Raw genomic sequence first — 19,647 nt, forward strand, 5'->3', positions numbered from 1 at the left:
ATTAACTGTATTTGATTTTTGTTTTAATTTTCAGGTTGTTATTAGTTACTTTCTATATTTCTTACTCATTTTTTTCATTCTCATAGCCAAAATGCTGGTTCGTTTCTTTCTTTACACTTTATTTCTTGTCTAAAATACTCGTGGGGAATAGGTTCCATAATGTGTAAGGCTTTTCCGATTTTTAATGCAACACAAACTGCTAAAGCCTGGACTAATAAAATACTTGCAAGTAAAGCCAGTCCAGAAGATATAACTGAAGCTAATAAATACATTATGTCTAGTATCATAATTAATAATATTGTCTAGTTAGAATTACTAATTACTAATTACTAATTACTAATCGTCTTTTTTGATTGTTTTTCAGATAACTTAGAAGTGCCTTCTAAACTTAGAACCAAAAATCAGATAATGTGATTATACTTTTTCCTTAATAGCGAGTTACTTTTAAATAAATTATTCAGCTAATACAAGATACAATATTGCCCCCAAATGTTCTTTTCTAGATCATACTATTAAATAATTTTTGAGTATAACCCACCTAATACTTAACTTGAAACCCGCAAGTTCACGTTAGATAACAATGGTATTCTAGGTTACTTTATCGAGCGCATTAATAATAATGGATAAGCAAAATGGCTTACTTATAAACTCTATTGCTCCCATGTTTAACGCCTTATTTTTAAGACAATCTTCATAAAATGCAGATAATAAAATAACGGGTACAGCAGGTTTACGCTGCTGTAGTATCGAAAGAAGCTCAAATCCATTAATTCCAGGCATTTGTACATCGGAAATAACACAGAACACTTCATCCAATTGGTCTGAATTAAGTAGTTTTTCCGCGCTATAAAAAATTCCGACCTTGAATCCTAAAGAACGAATACAACTATCTAATGCATTTCTAACAGCATCGTCGTCGTCAAGTATAAAGATTAGTTGTGATTTCATTCTATAACCCCACTAACATCATAGTTAGCTAATTTATTATCATAGTTACTTTACTCATGATATTACTAAATTGAAATTAGCTATTATTAAACAGTAAATAATATGGTTTTGATCTTTTCTTAATGCTGCGACTATAGCTTTGAATATATTTTTTTCTCTAATCGTTTTTGCTAGGGAATCTATAAAGCCATATTTTATTGCTTTAACATACATTGGAATTTCTCTGTAAACAGTAATAAAAAAATCAGTATTGTAATACCTTGTTCCAGATATTGATGATGAAACTCAAGATCATTAATAAACTGTAAAATTACATCTAATTCTAGACAACTTGCATAACTAGGCATTTGATATTGCTGACACTTATCAGTGTAGGAAAATACATCAGAGTTCAACCCACCTGTTCGTAACAGACTACTTAATGATGAACATATTTGAGGTACATTGTTTAATACATACACAATTGATGATATAGACCTCTGGCCAATGATAATGTTCATTGGACTACCTGTGTATGAAGTATAGGTAACTGTAAGTAAAAAATTGTTTCGTCTTTTGTTGCATCATCGGTCCACAATAGACCATCGTGAGCTTCTGCTATGCTACGACTAATCGATAGCCCCATGCCCATACCTTCATTCTTAGTGCTATAAAACGCGTCAAATATTAAAGGCAATTCTGATTCATCAATACCTTTCCCTGAATCTTTTACTTGAATAACCCAATGTGATTGATGTCGTTTTAGATCAACACTTAAGTAGCGTTGTTTTGTCTCGATACTCTCCATAGCTTGAATTCCATTAACCAATAGATTAATTAAAATTTGTTGTAATTGAATTTTGTCTCCATAAACCAATGCTTCTGTTTCATCTGGTACATTTAAGCTTGTTTGTACAGAGTGACGTTGAAATTCCTTTTCTAGTAATAACATTGTTTCTGATATCACTTCACGTAAGTCCAAATTGGATAGAGTTACAGAGCCTTTTCTCGACAACATTCTAATTCTTTTGATAATTTCTGCTGCTCTTCGGGCTTCATTGACTATAGCATTTATGCATAAACGACTTTCCGCCAGTACAGGATCAAGCCTGTTCATCCAACGTAAAGATGCTTCAGCATTCATACTGATGGATGCTAAAGGTTGATTAATCTCATGGGCTAATGATGCTGACATTTGACCTAAGGTACTGAGTCTGTTTGCTTGTTCTAATGTTGTCTGCAGAGTACTAAGTTGCTCGTCTAATTTTCGACTGGCTGTCAGGTCATTGTTGCTAATTAATATTGAATAACCACGTTGTTGTACGTCTAATGCTAATGACCAGCGGCTTGAGACTACAACTTTTGAACCTGATTGATGACGTTCAATCAACTCACCTTCATAATGGCCAGAGTTGATTAAGTTTTTCATTGCCGAAGTCGGAGTGCCGATTAATTCAGTGATCTGTTTACCTATGGCTTGCTCCGGTTGCCAACCATATAACTGATAGGCACCTTGATTCCAACTTGTGATAATTCCATTCATATCACAAGTTAAAATTGCATCATGGGTTTGTGATAACAAATATACTTGTTGTTGTAGTAATTTTTTTACATTTTTACTTTTTAGAGCTAATAATGTTGTGATAGAAATTGCTGCTAAGCTTACTAAACACCTAGCTAGATCGGATATCTCCATCTCAAGACCGTGATTGATAAAAAATGCGGTTATAGTTAGTGTAATACAAACTAAGCTCACTAGAATCACCCCGCGTCTAGAGAAAATCTCAACGGCGAGTAAAACAACTATCACGTAAAGTACAGCAACAGCGATTTTCAGGGATATTATATTATCCACAATAAAAATTGATATGGTAATCACGCCAGAAAATACGTACTTAAACACACTAATGGAACTAGGTTTTAACTGCATTAAAATTTCTTCCTCAAATCTCTATATCCTTTTGAAGATCTGTTGATGATCTGACTCTTAAGGTGAGTGCTTAAGTTGCAGTTGCAAGGATTCTCTTAAGCAATGATCTTAGATATAAGTGTTTCAGCCGTTAAGTATTGGGCTAAATATATGACCCACTAACTATTATCGATATTGTGTATTTCTGACAGTATACGAAGGTATAGATTAAGGTCGTTTCAATATTTTGGCTGATAGTATAGGTCGTGAAATTTGAGTGGTTGATACAATATTTCTAATTGAATGTATTGTTTGAAATTTGATCAGCTTATTCTATTCAGACAAAATTGAATCTTTTATTAAGTTGTATTCGGATAATTAAATTTAAATTAACAATAAACTTCAACAACTTGTCGAATATAGTTAACTTTATCTTCCTCATTTTCAATAAAATCTGAAATAGCGTTGCTATAACTAGTCAACAATAGCTAATAGTAAAGTTGATAGACTGTTTCTTGAACTAATTTCTTTCGTAGTAACTTAGGTTTTTTTAGTTAAATACCTATACCAATATATAGCTGTGGTCTTATGTTTTCTTAGATAAAGTGTTAATGAATTAAATGATATTTTATGTTTTAAATAGAAAGTTTATCCGAAATATTTAATCTATTATTTCGAATGAATTGTATCATTTATACTTATTTTCGTTCTATAGAACTAAACGTAAACTGTTAGCTGTTATATGAACTGTGTTGTTTAAGTGCAACGCAACATACTGAAAAAAATCAAATTAATTAGGATAAATCAATATGAGTATTTTAAAGAACACTTATAGAAAGACTGCGTTAGCTATTTGCTTTAGTAGTGCATTATTTACTGGCACAAGTATGGCAACTGATCTATACGGTGTTGAAACTAATACCGTACAATTTTTAAATGCATTAGCTGCAGGTAAAGGGCAGCCACTAGAAACGCTTAGTCCAGCAGATGCAAGAGCGGTATTAATTGGAGCTCAAGCTGGAGCAAAACTACCTCCTGCAACAGTGTCTGAAAAAGTGATTAAAGTGAACGGTGAAAAGATTAAACTCGTTATTGTTAAGCCAGAACATAGCGGTAAAAATTTACCTGCATTTATGTTCTTTCACGGTGGTGGTTGGGTGTTAGGTGATTATCCAACTCATGAACGTTTAATCCGCGATTTAGTTCAACGTTCTGGTGCCGCAGCCATTTATGTTGATTATACGCCGTCTCCAGAATCACATTATCCTATAGCGATTAATCAAGCTTATGCAGCTACAAAATGGGTTGCTGATCATGGAAAAGAAATTGGTGTTAATGGTAAGAAATTGGCGGTAGCAGGTAATAGTGTTGGTGGTAATATGGCTGCTGTTGTTGCATTAAAAGCAAAAGAAGCAGGTACACCAGAACTTAAATTTCAATTGTTATTATGGCCAGTAACCAATGCAAACTTAGAGAATACATCCTACAATCAATTTTCAAATGGTTATTTTTTAACTAAAAATATGATGCAGTGGTTCTGGGATAGCTACACCACAGATCAAGCTGCACGTAATGATATTCATGTGTCTCCATTACGTGCAACACTCAATCAACTAAAAGGCTTACCACCAACATTGATCCAAACGGCTGAGTTTGACGTTTTACGTGATGAAGGTGAAGCCTATGCACACAAGCTTAATGCTGCTGGAGTGCCTGTTATATCAAGTCGTTATAATGGGATGATTCACGACTTTGGTTTGTTAAATGTATTAAGCGATACACCTGCGACTCAAGCGGCACTTGATCAGGCTTCAAGCGAGCTTAAAAAATATCTTAAGTAAACGTAATTATATAAATTGCGAAAATCTTAGTGGTAATCCAACTCATTGGTTACCACTTTACTATTGCGAATAAATAATGGATATAAGCTCATGAGTATCGAAACTGAAGTAATTGAGTCAGAATGTGATATTGAGAAGGGTTGTGATGCCATTCAATTAATTATTAAACCTCGCGCAAAAGATTTAGGAGAGTTTTCTGTTCGCCGTACTTTACCCACGAAGGAACGTAAAACAGTTGGTCCTTGGATTTTCTTTGATCACATGGGACCATCCACCTTTTCTGCTGGGACAGGTATTAATGTGCGACCGCATCCACATATTAATCTGGCTACGGTTACTTATTTATTCGAAGGTGAAATCTTACATCGAGATTCTTTAGGCAGTTACGCCGTGATCACACCTGGAGATATTAATTTAATGGTGGCTGGCCGCGGAATCGTTCATTCAGAACGTGAACGCGATGAAGTAAAAAACTCTGAACATAACTTACATGGCTTACAGCTCTGGTTAGCATTACCTGAAGAATATGAAGAGATTGATCCAGCATTTTATCATTATCCATCTGTAACTATTCCCTCGACTACTGTCGATGGCGTATCGCTAAGAGTTCTTATGGGCAGCGCTTACGGCTTAACTTCACCAGTACTGACCTATGCTGAAACCTTGTATGTTGAAGCACATATGCAAATGGGGCAGAAGCTTGAATTAGTGAACAGTGAAGAACGTGCTATCTATGTTGCCAAGGGTGAATTAAAGATTCGGGATACTGTGATTCCTGAGTTTGCGATGGTGATTTTATCGTCTGAAGACGGGGTGGTAATTGAAGCTATTGCAGAGTCTCGAATTGCTCTTATTGGCGGTGAGAAAATGAGTAAGCGCTTTATGGAATGGAATTTTATTTCCAGCCGTAAAGATCGAGTTGAGCAAGCCAAAAAAGAATGGTTGGCGGGTGATTTTCCTCCTGTTGTGGATGATGACCAAGAATTTATCCCCTTACCCAAATAAAGGTAACGATAAAAATTTTGCAAAATATCAATTTTTGTATTTAGGAACTTTATGAGCATTAATTTACAAAAAGATGAAACAGGCACTTATCGACAAGTGATTCGTATTCATCAACATACCTTATTTACCGATGTCGCTGCTAGTTTTGGTGGTGAGGATTCGGCACCTGATCCACATGATTTATATGACGCATCATTGGCCGCCTGTAAAGCTATTACGTTATTGATGTTTGCCAAGCGAAAGCAGATCCCATTAGATAGCGTGGATGTTGAAATCGAGCGTGATAATAGTCGTGAGGCTAAAGGTGTATATGTACTAAATGTACATTTAATCTTTAATGGTAAGTTGACGCACGAAAATCATAAACAGTTGAGTGATGTGGCAGATAAATGTCCTATTCACAAGCTGATGACTTCGACACTTAATGAAGTGCACTCAACGTACAAATAAAGTTGGTGCAGTATTGGTTAAATAGAGGGATTTATGGCGGAACAAAATGCGGTTAATTCAGACAATCATTCTGAAGTCAGTGGTGTATCCATAATAATTCGGCATAAAGTGCGGTTAGAGTACCGGGCTCGGTATGAGGAGTGGCTAACACGAATTATTTCCGCAGCGGCTAAATTTCCTGGGCATAATGGCGTGCATATTTTGCGACCATTGCCGGATAAGGAGGAGTTTGAAATTTCGGTACGGTTTGCCTGCGAGGCCTTAGCTTATAATTGGCTTCAATCCATGGAACGCAAAGCATTGCTTGAACAAATTAGTAGCCTTTTTCAAGGTGAAGAGCAGTTAGAAATTTATAACGGGATTGATTTTTGGTTTACTCAGCCATCAGTTCAAACCAAGGTTGCAACTCGGTGGAAGCAATGGTTAATTACAACTGCGATTATTTGGCCCTTAACTATGTTGATACCGGTATTGCTTAAGTTGGTCTATAAATATCTTTCCTTAGATATTTATTGGGTAATACAACAAGGCATTGCAGTGTCGATTATTGTCGCCTTAGTTGTATATATCATTATGCCGAGAGTTGTTAAAGTTGTTGCAAGTTGGTTATTTAGTGGGTGAACTTTAATGTGAATCGCTTTATATTAGAAGATCTCTGGTTATGCAAAAATTTTGCATTCAATATTAGTCTACTAAATCAATGCAATTCATCTATTTCCTCTTTCATGATGCAACCACTTTAGCCATGAAAATATATAATGATAGGATTTTACATGCTGAGAGTTTCTTTAGAGCAATGGAGAATGTTTAAGCTAGTTGCAGAGTATGGTGGTTTTAACCAAGCATCACAGGCTATTTATAAAAGTCAATCGAGCATTCATAACGCAGTTCATAAATTAGAAGATACACTTAATATTAAGGTTTTTCGCATTGAAGGGCGCAAAACGTTATTGACTCCTGCAGGTGAAATGCTATTACGCCGAGCTAACTATTTACTGGAAGAGGCATCGCGAGTTGAAGCTATTGGACAAACATTAGCCGATGGTGTTGAAACCAGTTTACGGATTGCTGTAGATGAAATTTTCCCACAGCAGATTCTATTCCAAGCGCTAGAAAATACTTCTGCCTTGTATCCGATGCTGCGTATTGAACTGATAGAATCTATTTTAACCGGCGCGAAAGAGCATTTAGAAAATCATGAAGTAGATATTGCTGTTTCGCCGATAGTGATCAAAGATCTTTTTAGTGAAGAACTCTGTCAAATTGAATTTTTAGCCGTTGCTAGCCCCTATCATCCTTTATTTGAAATTGACCGCGATTTGACTGTCGAAGACTTGAAAAGTTATCGACAAATTGTGGTCAGAGACTCTGCTAGTTCAAAACGAAATGATGAAGGTTGGTTGGGGGCTAATCAGCGTTGGACAGTGAGTCACATGAACACATCTATGCAATTAATAAAACAAGGCTTAGGTTTTGCTTGGTTACCAAGCAGTTCTATTGTAGATGCATTGGAGAAGCATGAACTGAAACAACTGCCGTTAGCCATAGGTGTGTCGCGTAAAGTAAATTTGCATTTGTTATTTTTAGATGGTGATAAACTAGGGCCTGCAGCTCGAACATTTATTGGTGAGTTACGACATTTGTCACTCAATTTACCGGTTTCAGACCGTTTATAATTAAAGCAAGATAATCCACTTAGATTTTGGATTATCTTAGGTTATGCCTATCAGTAATGATAATGAAGCATAGATTCGAAAAAAGTTGTAGCATTTAAGTTGAATTGACTGTTGGGTGATACATAGCTACTGACCAGCTCTATTGAGACATTTTGTGACAAACTATATTGAATACTAAAATCTAAAGTGTCAGCTAATCGACTGCCTCTTGTCGGATCTGCTGCTATCATTAATGAGTGTCCTGGACTGTAAATATTTCCCTGTTTGTTGACTCTGTATAAGCGTTTCAAGGACGAGTGCAACGTGAGTTTCGGTGACCATTGATATTGTAAATCAATGCCAACATGCTTGATATTCGTGGTGGAAAAAATACCCGCTTCAGAATAGTAGGGGGCTTTTGCAAACAGTGGCTGAAAAGCTTTGAGCTCTAGAGCATCTTGGCCAGCATCGTCGCTTGAAGCGTAGCTAGTCGTGCCGGTAAAAATAAAGTCGGCAAAAGTGTGACTAAGTTTGAGTTGACAAAACCATGCAGATATTCTTTTTCCCTGATTGTTACCTAATTGATGGATTATATGAAAAAAAGTCTCATTGCGATCTTGAATGTATCGATATTTTCCTTCTAAGGCATAGCGAGTTTCATTATTATCGTCACGAGTATCTCGATAACGCATGGCATGTAACATCAGTTGTTGCTGCTGTAAAATAACGCCACTAATAGCAAGATTGGAATTAGTATTGTCATCAAAAGTATGAGCTTTATCGTTTACACTATAACCATGAAACAGCGACAGTTTGTTTGTTTCATCGAATTGATGTTCGAGTTGCATCCCATCAAAGCGTCTTCGTACATTAGTTCCTTCACGTTTCCCTAATTGTCGCTGTTCGTCAACGGACCAGACTTGCCTTCCTAGCATGATATGGGTATTGTCAAAATCACGGCTTAAAATTAGTCGATGGATATCTGCGCTGTTACGTTCTACCGAACTAGGTTCATTATTATAGCTTGAATCATATGCAGTAATGCCTTCGGCGAGTAATGAGGTAGAATCTTCCAACTGCCATTGTTCGCGTAATAACAGACGATTCAATAAAGCGTGATGGTCAGTATCACCAAGTTCTTGCTGGTAAATGTCTTGATGTCTTAGTCTTCCTTCAAGCTCTATACTGTTTGCTGTTGTACTTGTTATGGATATTAAACCGAACAAAAAACAGCGATTAATGGGAGGGAACATAGGTTAACTCCAATGAAAAGGCCACCGCTGTGGCCTTTAATTAGGGGGGCTGAACGTGCAATCTCGCTTTGACTAATACTTTATGTTGGATTAGATATCCTTTAAAAAGTGTTATCTAACGAGCGATGAAGTCTAGTAAGTCTATGTTTAACTTGTCTTTATCAGTGTAAGGTATTCCGTGAGAACCACCTTTGTAAATGAGCAGTGTTGCGTCTTTCACAAGTTTTGCTGCAGTTATCGCGGTTATCTCAATTGGGACTATTTGATCGTCATCGCCATGCACAATTAAGGTTGGTACATCAATTAGTGTTAAATCTTCAGTAAAATCTGTTTCTGAAAATTGCTTAATACACTCATAAGCACCGATCAAACCACACTGCATACTCTGGAACCAGAATCCATCTTGGAATCCTGGGCAAACAGTCACACCTTCGCGATTAAAACCAAAGAATGGTACTGTCAAATCTTTAAAAAATTGTGAGCGGTCGCCAAGTACGCCTGCACGAATACCATCAAACACATCCATTGGAACACCATTTGGATTGGTAGCAGATTTAAGCATAGTTGGTGGAACCGCGCCGACTAGGACGGCTTTAGTTACACGTGTTGACCCATGACGCTTAAGGTAACGAGTGACTTCACCACCACCTGTTGAATGACCAACTAGTACAGCATTTGTGAGATCTAGGTGTTCAATTAGTTCAGCTAAATCATCTGCATAAGTGTCCATATCATTACCGAATGATGGTTGACTTGAACGCCCGTGACCACGACGATCATGGGCGATGCAACGGTAGCCGTTATTGGCTAGAAATAACATTTGTCCTTCCCATGCATCGGCACTCAGTGGCCACCCATGGCTGAACACGATTGGCTGACCTTTTCCCCAATCTTTATAATAAATGTGTGTACCGTCTTTTGTCGTAATGCTGCTCATTTTATTTTCCTTAAATGTATAATATTGAGGAGTTTTCCTCGTTTTTGTTAGGACATCCAATGACGATATTTTCCGTATCACATTGTATGACGTGTATCATTGACTTTGTTTATGTATTGGAGATCAATTTTAGTGCTGCGGCAATGCCTGCACCATATGCGGGATCAGCCTTATTGCAATTATCAATATGACGTTGCTTAACCATGGTGGATGCACCTGATATTGCACGAGCGGTATTTTCAAATAGTATTTTCTGTTTTTGTGCACTCATAAGGCGGAATAGAGCACCAGGTTGTGAGTAATAATCCTCATCGTTCCGATGATCCCAGTGTCCAGCACTGCCCGACGCTACTAAATGAGGTTCTTCAAATTCAGGCTGCTGTTGCCATTCCCCTTGGCTATTAGGCTCATAACCAATGGTGCTACCTAGATTGCCATCGGTACGCATAGCCCCATCGCGGTGATAGCTATGGAAAGGGCATTTAGGCGCGTTAACTGGAATATGATGATGATTAACCCCTAAACGATAACGTTGAGCATCACCGTAAGAAAATAATCGAGACTGCAGCATTTTATCGGGTGAAAAACTGATACCAGGTACGGCATTGGCTGGTGAAAAGGCGGCTTGTTCCACCTCTGCAAAATAGTTTTCAGGGTTGCGATTTAAAACCATTTCCCCCACATCCATTAATGGGTAATCTAAATGGGGCCATATTTTTGTTAGATCAAATGGGTTAAAAGAGCATTCTTGAGCTTGTTCTTCGCTCATAATTTGAATCGATAATTTCCAACGTGGAAAATCACCATTTTCTATGCTAGTAAATAAATCACGTTGATGGCTTTCGCGATCTTTACCTATCATCGCTTGGGCTTCTTGATCGCTCAGGTTTTCAATACCTTGCTGCGAAGTAAAATGGAACTTTACCCAGAAACGTTGGTTGTCGCTGTTAATTAAACTATAGGTATGGCTACCAAAACCATGCATATGACGGTAGGTACGGGGAATACCACGATCGCTCATGACTATAGTAATTTGATGCAGTGCTTCGGGTAATAGAGTCCACCAGTCCCAATTGCTTTCAGCATTATGCATATTGGTTTTAGGGTCACGTTTAACGACATGGTTAAGATCAGTAAATTTAAGCGGATCACGAATGAAAAAGACTGGGGTATTGTTACCAACTAAATCCCAATTTCCTTCTTCGGTATAGAATTTAATGGCAAATCCACGAATATCTCGTTCAGCATCTGCAGCACCACGTTCTCCAGCAACGGTAGAGAAACGTACAAATACTTCAGTTTTTTTGCCTATTTCAGCAAAGATTTTAGCTTTGCTGAAGTGGGATATATCATGAGTAACGGTAAATGAACCATAAACTCCAGAACCTTTTGCATGCATACGTCGTTCAGGTATCACTTCACGGGCAAAGTGAGCCAGTTTTTCCAAGTGCCAAATATCTTGCAATAGAACAGGACCGAGCGGTCCTGCAGTTTGTGTATTTTGATTATCAACAACGGGAGCTCCCGCTGCTGTGGTTAATTTATTCACGCGAATATCCTTGAGGTGCCATTAGGGTTCATGACAGCTTAAGAAAGCAGGCGATGAAAAAATATTATCTATAGGTATAGGGAGTAATAAACTCAGTACTACTGTGAGTGATCGCTTGAGATTTCTATCAGGGACAATCAAGTTATTTTTTAATGCGGATGGCCATTTTATCTTGTTCTTGCTGAAATAATGTTTAATCGTTCGCTAATACGTACTAATTCCGGTAAAGATTTTGTGAACATTTTTTGCATTATTTTTTGTTTATGAACCTTAATTGTAATTTCACTTACATGCAGTTCTGAGGCAATCTGTTTAATTAATAAACCGCTAATAATAAACTCAAGTACATTCTTTTCTCTAGGCGTAAGTGACTGATAACGTGACGTAAAGTCGGCAATCTCAATTCGCTGTTGTATATTATTTCTGTCCCACTTTAATGCTTTATCTACGGCAATTAACAAAGCGTCAGGATTTACAGGTTTAGTCAAAAACTCTTGAGCTCCTAGTTTCATGGCTTCAACGCTGAGTGGAATTGATCCATAACCAGTTAAAAAAATCACTGGGATAGTAATATTATTTTGACTCAGCTTTTCGGCAACATCTAAGCCACTCGCATCGGGCATCTGCATATCCAGAATTAAACATACTGGTGTTTTAGGTAAGTCTGTATCGAGAAATGCCTGCGCAGTAGCGAACTCTTGTACTTGGTAACCAACTGAGCTAAGTAAATTATGCAATGATTTTCTAACACTTTCTTCGTCATCAACAATGAATACTAACCCATTTATCAAGGCTTTCTCGTTGTGCGAATTATTATAAATAGACATAGTTAATCCTTTATTAAGGGTAGGGTAATTGAAAAAGTACTACCCACTTTGTTACTTGATGTTGCAGATATTTTTCCTTGATGTATTTTTATAATAGACTGACAAATAGCCAATCCCATCCCCATTCCATTTTTTTTAGTCGTATAAAAAGCATCAAACAAATGCTGGCTTACCTCTTTGTCTATTCCTGGTCCAGTATCGTTAAATTCGATTACAATATTTGTATCATCAGGATTACTTATATAGACGTTTAATAATCTGCGACGATCATATACTTCGCTCATTGCTTCAATGCCATTCATGAGTATGTTTAACATGACCTGCTGCAATTGTATTGAGTCGCCTTGTATATCGAGTTTATGTGCTTTAATGTGTAATTTGATAGTGACATTTTTATGAACGGCTTCACTACGAACAATAGTCAATACATGTTCAACAATATTATATAAGTTTACTCTGGTAAAAGATGGCTTAACATTACGGGTTAAATTACGGATATTCTCTACTATTTGTCCTGCTCGTTGACCTTCATTGGCAATGGCCTGCATGCTTATCATTGCTTCATCTAAATTCGGTTTTTCCCTTTTTAACCAGCGTAATCCTGCTGCTGCATTTGACACAATAGACATTAAAGGTTGATTGATTTCATGAGCAATAGACGAGGTCAGTTGTCCTACAGTGTTTATCCTCGATACTCTTGCTAAGTCTTCTTGTGCTATGCGCAAGGCATCCTCTGCTGCACGTCGTGAAGTTATATCACTGACTGTGCCGACATAATCAACCACACTATCTTTTCCGATAACAGGGCATCCTTGTCCATTGAGGTACAAGCTACTGCCATCTCTTAGAATAATTCGGTGATCGACGTCAAATGTCTTTTGGTCAGTAACGGCTTTGGTTATTTTCTCCATCACGCTTTGATGATCTTCTGGATGAAAAAAAGCGGCAATTGACTGAAATGTTCTTTGATTATTTTTAGAATCAATTCCAAATATGCGACACATTTCAACAGAACAAGTGACGATATTTGAAGCTAAATTCCAGTGCCAACTTCCCGTTTTACATATTTTCTCGCCTAAATTAAGAGACGTTCTAGTTACTAAGTTTTCTCTCTCAATTTCAGAGTGTTTAGATACTGATTCACTGAAGTTTTTTCTAAGTTGGGCTGTATCTAAGGATAATGCCGCTTTGGCTGCGAGAAATTTTAAGGCTTTTGTATAATCTTCGTTCATGTTTATATCCTGAGGACGAAACTCAAGATATAAAACTCCTAGTTGTTTATTATGAGCAATCAGAGGTAAGCATAATATTGAACGTTCGTAGTTACCTTGCCAATATGAATCTAGTTCATACGGTGATTCTAATATTTGTTCAACATAAATCATTTTTTTTGTTCTAATACATGAGCTTATTAAACTTTTTGGGATGTCGAAAGGACTAACGACTGCGCCTATAGTGACGACCGATAATCCCTGAGAAGTGGTATTGACAAGTGTTTCCATTATCAGTCTTTGTCCACATATACTTATCAATACTCCTTTTCTTGCGGTTGCTTGTTCTACAATAATAGTGAGCAATTGTTGAAGTATTTCTTCATCGTCACCAAATTCGGTCATGCTTCTAGTCGCTTTGAGTGCCGCAGATTGGTATCGAGCGCTTGTGTTCAAGCTTGGTAGTAGTACACCTTGTTCATTATGAATATTAACAATATTAAGTAGTGAATAACTAGAACATAACTGCTGTACTTTACTCTGCGCCCCCCAAGACCCAAAACACTGTATCGCCCGCTCAATGTGGGCAGTGGCTGCCGTAACTTGACCATGTTGAAGTGCTATTTTTCCTGCTAATTCATGTGCGATAGCACGGTACTGAATAAAATCTTGGTCAGGATAAATGGATATAGCTTCCTCGAATTTAGACATAGCTAAAAAAGGATTATTATCAAATTTAGCTATTTCACCCTCTAAAATTAAAGCTTTATCAGTGAAGTTTTGTGGATTGTTTTTTACCCATGTTGTAATTTTATGGTAATGCACCATTAGTTGTTTTCGGGCTATTTCTTTTTCTTGTTCACAATAGGTAGTGGCGGTAATCGTTAAAGCACTAAAAAAGTGATAATCCAATAAATGAATATGAGCTGGTGCTGACCAAGCATAATAGCCAGCTGTAATTAAACTGACTGACGCATCTTTGATTTCATCAGCTAAATAATGGGTTATTCCTTTATACAACCAAAACCAAAAAATCAATGTCGACATTCTGTCGGCAATATTACCATCAGTACTGTATCCGACCGCGGCAAAAAAATCATGACCGCTTAAACTATCATTAGTGTTGTGATGTAAATTCTCAATAAAAGCTCGTTGGACCAACATGATGACTTTAACGTCTTCAAACCCAGATTTCTGGCTAAATTTGAGCCCACGTTCAATTTCTTGTAGCACCTTATTAAGTGGCGTGCCTAATGTAAATAAGTTCGCCACTTGGTGGCAACATTCAAAACAGGCTGTTGCAACATCGCCATGACCTATTGCTGCAGAAAACCCAGAATTAACGCATTCGATAGAATAAGGCAATGGCTTTATCCATACACTTACTTGATCTAATGTTAATAAAACTTTCCCTTCATAATCATGGAAATGATGTTTGAGAACCAAAATTCTGGCTAATTGGCAAAATTTGAACCCCATTTTATATTGCTCATAGCGCTCTGCTATTAAAACGCCATACCAACCAAGTGCAGCAGCTGAAGCTCCTGATATCCCATGGTCCAATGTGATTTCGAGCATTAGAGTCAATTGCATAAAATGTAAATTGGTACTGGTGAAGCTAGCGGGGGCTGATAATGCGCTTAGTAGTGATAATAATGCTTCCACTTCCTTATTATCTAATTGAGTTAAATTAGTTAAAGTATTCGATGGTGTTGTACCTAGACGAAGCATTAAGTGATTATAAGCCATATCACATTCTATATTTGTTGGATTAGGGCTAATATGAATGTTCGCCGCTTTCAGTCCTTCAATGGCCGTATTAACGGCAGCAATATAGTTAGATTGACGCAATAATAGCTCAACGTTTAAACGGTAAGCTTCAGTTTTTTGTATTGATTCGGTTTTGGCGTCAATAATGCCTAATAGTAGCCTTTGGGCATGATCAAAATTACCTGATAGCAGCTCGCAGTCTGCTTGTTCAAACATAATATCGGCTTGTAATCGTTTATGTTTTTCAGTATTTAGAGGTAATAATTGATAAGTAAAAACCAAGATGCTTCGAGCAAGCTTTAATGAATGTGAATTCTTGGCGTTTCTTGCGACTTCTAATGCTAGTGGTATTAAATATAAGCGTTCGTTAATATCGGTCAGTAAAATTTCTGCGTGTGATATATGTTCGATACCATGAAATTGAGCATCTAGATCCTTAGTGCTTGTGGCTTGTTCTATTAAACGTCTACCTATCTGTAAGTGAAGTTGCATTTTCTCCGACGGGTTTGCTAAATTTTTTATGGTTGTATGTACTAAGTCGTGAAAAAATGCAAAACCGTTTTTCGTTTTGTGCAGAATACCAATGTTTACAGCAGGCAAAATATTGCTCTCTAATTCCTCATAATTACTAACAAATAATGCTTCTATTAATGCTGTTTCGATACTTCGGCCCACAATTGACATGTTAATCAACAATTGTTGTGTTTTTTTCGGGAGCGTTTTAAATTGTTGAGTGATATCTAACGCGACATTGTCGGTATAAGAAAACGACTGAATAGCGTCATGCTGACATATCCAAACAGAATTAATAGGATCGAATCTTATTAGTTCTTGATTAAATAATGTATTAATCAAAGACTTAACAAAAAATGGACAGCCATTAGTTTTCAGAAGAATCAATTCAGCTAGTTGTATTATATTTGTTTGGTTAGTTTTGAAAGCACTGACTAATATCTTCCTGATAGAAGACACATCTAAAGGCTTCAAGTGAAGTATGGTAGTTTGACCGTCGTGCTGTATTGTGTTCAGAGGTATTTTATTTGTATGACGCTGAGTTGCAACTAACAGAAATGGCAATGAAAATTGTTGACCTAATAGTGTATTGATTAAGCTTATACTTATGTGGTCTAACCAATGAATATCATCTAAAATTAGTACGAATGGTCTTGTCGTTGTTGAAAATATGCCAATGATACTTCGCATAGAAGCTTCTATTTGATTGGGTATATTTAAGCTAATAGGAGCATTTTCTGGAGTGTGGTGACCAACATTCTCAATTAGTTTTTTTAGTTCAGGAAAGAGCTTTCGCGCCTCATCGGTTATCAAATGATGAGATGATTTAATATGTTGTTGCCAGAATTCTCGATCTTCTTGATTCCCCTGTAATATTTGAGCCAGAGCATACCTAAACGCACTAATTAATACGCTGTAAGGAGCTTGTTTATAGCGTTCCGCTTGGCTATAGGCTATACAACTACCATTGAATGCTATATCACTCATAAAGCGTTCCAACAACTTTGACTTCCCGATCCCAGCATGACCTTGAACAAATACCAGCGTTGGTGTTTGTTCAAGGCGAGAATGCTCAAGTGCAGCATGCATTGCTGCCAGTTCTTGCTCTCTTTGATGAAGTGTATCTGAAAGCTCTAGTCCAGTTGAGTGATAGTGTTCTCCTAAAGGAAAAGAAGGTATATTACCTACTTCATGCCAATTTTTACTGCAGAATAATAAATCAGATTCCAACAAATCAGCTGATTGGTAACGTTTTTCTGGAGACTTTTCAAGTAATTTCAATACCAATTTAGATAACCAAATAGGAATGTTGAAATTGATAACATGAGGAGGTTTAGGCTCACTGACTCGTTGGCAATGAAGCCATTCATGAATAGATGCTGAATCAGGTAATCCGATAGGTAAGCAACCGCTAAGTAACTCGTATAAAATAATACCAATAGAATATAGATCGCTACGATGATCTATCTGATGTTCTGAAAACTCGGAGTGTTCAGGAGAAATATAGGCCAATGTGCTTTTGAAAAATGGCATAGGGTCTGAATTCTGAATATCTTCAATTTTTTGTGCGAAACCAAAGTTACTTAAATATATGCAACCGTCATCGTCGATTAAAAAATTGCTAGGTTTGATATCTTTATGTATCAAACCGCTATGATGAAAGTGTTTTAACGTCGCTACTAATTTTAATGCAATAGGGAAAAATTGCTTAAGTTCTAGTTGACCATTTATCCGCCAACTTGAGGGGACAGCTGTGTAATTTTTGTAAATTAAGGTAGTTAATCCATCTACTATAACTAGCTGTGATGGTTTAATTCCCCACAGCGGGCTGATTTTGTCTTTTAAAACAAACTCATTATGTAGCCTTAGTGCTGTTGTTTGTTCAAGATCTATTGAGTTTGCTTTAGCCACGATGATGTTTTGCTCTTTACTTTGTAAGCAAATAGCACGGAAGTAGCTTATATCACAATCCTGTCTTAGTAGCTCAAAGTGATAAGAGCTTATGTCCAGTGTCGCCACAACAATTTATCCTATGAGGTTCTTAGCTGATTACTTTCTTAAAAATTAAGTATTATCCTGCTAATATATCTTTAACCTTTCTTAGTAATAACTCTACATTTATTGGTTTAGATAGAAACAGTATGCCGCCTTTTTTGACTAAGCTTTCAGACATTTCAGGTTCTGCATTACCTGAAATAAAAACTGTTGGGATCTTAATGTTTGCTTCTAGTAATAGCTCAAATAACGTTACCCCAGACATCTCAGTTAATTTTAAATCAAGCACCATAAACTTAATATTGTTAATTTTTTCCGAACTCAAAAAGGATTCTGCTGATGAAAATAACACTGTTTCATAACCCTCAGAGCGCAATAAACTGCTTAAGCCATTTCGAATCGATTGTTCATCATCAATAATAGCAATTAGGTTTTCCCTTGAAACATTACTATGCATTAATTTATTTCTCCAATCGTTATCTTACCCAGTTTAATGATGTAGAGTAATTATAAGATAAACGGTGCTTATTACATATCTTTACTTTTATTGGCTGAATCTTGCTTTCGTTGAGTTACGAGTATTTCTGGTGCGCCAGTTATTTTAGGAACACACTCATTTTTAAACCAGCGCATAGTTAGAGGTTCACCAGCAAGAATAAGTTTAACTGTTGGAACAACTTGTTCTCCAATCAACATACCCAGTAGACCTAATAATGCGATCGCTGGAGGTGCTGGTGAACGTACCTGGATTAATGCATAAATAATCCCAACCAATAATCCGGCACCTAACGATAATAAATAGATTTTCATATTGACCTCCATGTGTAAGTGGAACAACCTATTGACACAGATGTCACCCGATTAAGAAATAGGCACACTTGGTCTATAGGTTGTAATGTACTTTAACGTTGCTTGCTATCACATATTTTGATTAAGATATTATTTAGCTGGCACAGGAGCGATTATTTCATAATCATTCATGACACGTTGTGGTGCTTTGTGGACCATTGAGTAGGCATAATCAACCCCCATACCGTAAGCACCAGAATGAGCTCGAACGAGTTCCATCACTGCATCATAGGTTTCTTTATGAGCCCAATCCCTTTGCCATTCGAGTAATACTTGTTGCCAAGTCATTGGTATTACACCAGCTTGTATCATGCGTTGCATTGCATAATCATGCGCTTCTTTGGATGTACCTCCTGAGGCATCAGCTACCATGTAAATCTCGTAGTCGCCTTCGGCCATTGCAGATAGTGCAAAAGTATTATTACAAACTTCAGTCCATAATCCAGATACCACGATTTTTTTCTTACCATTTTTTGCTAACGCATCACGGACCTTTTGGTCATCCCAAGAGTTCATTGATGAGCGTTCAAGTGTAGCTTGACCTGGAAATACATCGAGTAATTCAGGATATGTATAACCTGAAAAACTTTCGGTTTCTACCGTGGTAATAGTGGTTGGGATGTTAAATATTTTCGCTGCTTTAGCTAAACCCACAACATTGTTTTTTAATGTTTGTCTGTCGATTGATTGCACACCAAAAGCCATTTGTGGCTGTTGATCAATAAAGATAACTTGACAATTATGCGGTGTCAGCACATCTAAGTTTGACATAAGTAAATTCCTCTTACACGCGTTAAATTATATGGGGTAAACATCTTATTGAGCTATTACTTGATTTAGCTTCTTCTAAATCATAAGCACCTATCTGAGTGATAACTACTATCTATTTGTATAGCTAGACGCATGGTTGGTTTATTCGCACACTGAATAACATCAACCCTTTAATGGTTAGGCCT

At 37.0% G+C, this 19,647-nt stretch carries 15 protein-coding genes; 5 read left to right on the forward strand and 10 right to left on the reverse strand.

Features of this window, described 5'->3' with window-relative positions:
• Window positions 1–588: 588 nt before the first annotated feature.
• The gene (locus IEY40_RS02010; RefSeq protein ID WP_188952834.1) at window positions 589–948 is read right to left on the reverse strand and encodes a response regulator; all 360 of its coding nucleotides are present in this window, start codon (window positions 946–948) and stop codon (window positions 589–591) included.
• 496 nt (window positions 949–1,444) lie between these two features.
• Entirely contained in the window at window positions 1,445–2,857 is a 1,413-nt protein-coding gene (locus IEY40_RS02015; protein WP_188952836.1) for an ATP-binding protein, read from the reverse strand.
• A 788-nt stretch (window positions 2,858–3,645) separates the two neighbouring features.
• Here IEY40_RS02015 and IEY40_RS02020 point away from each other — a divergent pair.
• The 5 genes from IEY40_RS02020 to IEY40_RS02040 all read left to right on the forward strand — a co-directional run bounded on the left by IEY40_RS02020 (window position 3,646) and on the right by IEY40_RS02040 (window position 7,808).
• Window positions 3,646–4,677, forward strand: a complete 1,032-nt coding sequence (locus IEY40_RS02020) for an alpha/beta hydrolase (RefSeq protein ID WP_188952839.1) — start codon at window positions 3,646–3,648, stop codon at window positions 4,675–4,677.
• 90 nt (window positions 4,678–4,767) lie between these two features.
• Entirely contained in the window at window positions 4,768–5,682 is a 915-nt protein-coding gene (locus IEY40_RS02025) for a pirin family protein (protein WP_188952841.1), read from the forward strand.
• A 51-nt stretch (window positions 5,683–5,733) separates the two neighbouring features.
• Entirely contained in the window at window positions 5,734–6,132 is a 399-nt protein-coding gene (locus tag IEY40_RS02030; RefSeq protein ID WP_188952843.1) for an OsmC family protein, read from the forward strand.
• Between the two features lie 33 nt (window positions 6,133–6,165).
• Complete coding sequence (locus IEY40_RS02035) at window positions 6,166–6,753, forward strand: putative antibiotic biosynthesis monooxygenase (RefSeq protein WP_188952845.1); 588 nt, start codon at window positions 6,166–6,168, stop codon at window positions 6,751–6,753.
• Between the two features lie 152 nt (window positions 6,754–6,905).
• Window positions 6,906–7,808: a LysR family transcriptional regulator gene (locus IEY40_RS02040; protein ID WP_188952847.1), complete on the forward strand. Its 903-nt coding sequence runs from the start codon at window positions 6,906–6,908 to the stop codon at window positions 7,806–7,808.
• Between the two features lie 50 nt (window positions 7,809–7,858).
• On the opposite strand, the gene IEY40_RS02045 is transcribed toward IEY40_RS02040, so the two are convergent.
• The 8 genes from IEY40_RS02045 to IEY40_RS02080 form a co-directional block, all read right to left on the reverse strand.
• A complete protein-coding gene (locus IEY40_RS02045; RefSeq protein WP_188952849.1) occupies window positions 7,859–9,040 on the reverse strand; it encodes an alginate export family protein in 1,182 nt (393 codons plus the stop codon).
• A 115-nt stretch (window positions 9,041–9,155) separates the two neighbouring features.
• Window positions 9,156–9,977 carry an alpha/beta fold hydrolase gene (locus tag IEY40_RS02050; RefSeq protein ID WP_188952851.1) on the reverse strand — a complete coding sequence of 274 codons (822 nt, stop codon included), beginning with the start codon at window positions 9,975–9,977 and terminating at the stop codon, window positions 9,156–9,158.
• A gap of 109 nt (window positions 9,978–10,086) precedes the next feature.
• Complete coding sequence (locus IEY40_RS02055; protein WP_188952853.1) at window positions 10,087–11,526, reverse strand: catalase; 1,440 nt, start codon at window positions 11,524–11,526, stop codon at window positions 10,087–10,089.
• Window positions 11,527–11,693: 167 nt separating this feature from the next.
• On the reverse strand, window positions 11,694–12,353 hold the full coding sequence (locus IEY40_RS02060) for a response regulator transcription factor (protein WP_229776981.1): 660 nt from the start codon (window positions 12,351–12,353) through the stop codon (window positions 11,694–11,696).
• 2 nt (window positions 12,354–12,355) lie between these two features.
• Entirely contained in the window at window positions 12,356–17,866 is a 5,511-nt protein-coding gene (locus IEY40_RS02065) for a protein kinase domain-containing protein (RefSeq protein WP_188952855.1), read from the reverse strand.
• A 52-nt stretch (window positions 17,867–17,918) separates the two neighbouring features.
• Window positions 17,919–18,299: a response regulator transcription factor gene (locus IEY40_RS02070; protein ID WP_188952857.1), complete on the reverse strand. Its 381-nt coding sequence runs from the start codon at window positions 18,297–18,299 to the stop codon at window positions 17,919–17,921.
• A 71-nt stretch (window positions 18,300–18,370) separates the two neighbouring features.
• Entirely contained in the window at window positions 18,371–18,652 is a 282-nt protein-coding gene (locus IEY40_RS02075; RefSeq protein WP_188952859.1) for a DUF1427 family protein, read from the reverse strand.
• 129 nt (window positions 18,653–18,781) lie between these two features.
• Window positions 18,782–19,462 (reverse strand): hydrolase, encoded by a 681-nt coding sequence (locus IEY40_RS02080; RefSeq protein ID WP_188952861.1) that lies wholly within the window; start codon window positions 19,460–19,462, stop codon window positions 18,782–18,784.
• Window positions 19,463–19,647 lie beyond the last annotated feature (185 nt).

The organism is Shewanella ulleungensis (assembly GCF_014648315.1).
GTDB classification, from domain to species: domain Bacteria; phylum Pseudomonadota; class Gammaproteobacteria; order Enterobacterales; family Shewanellaceae; genus Shewanella; species Shewanella ulleungensis.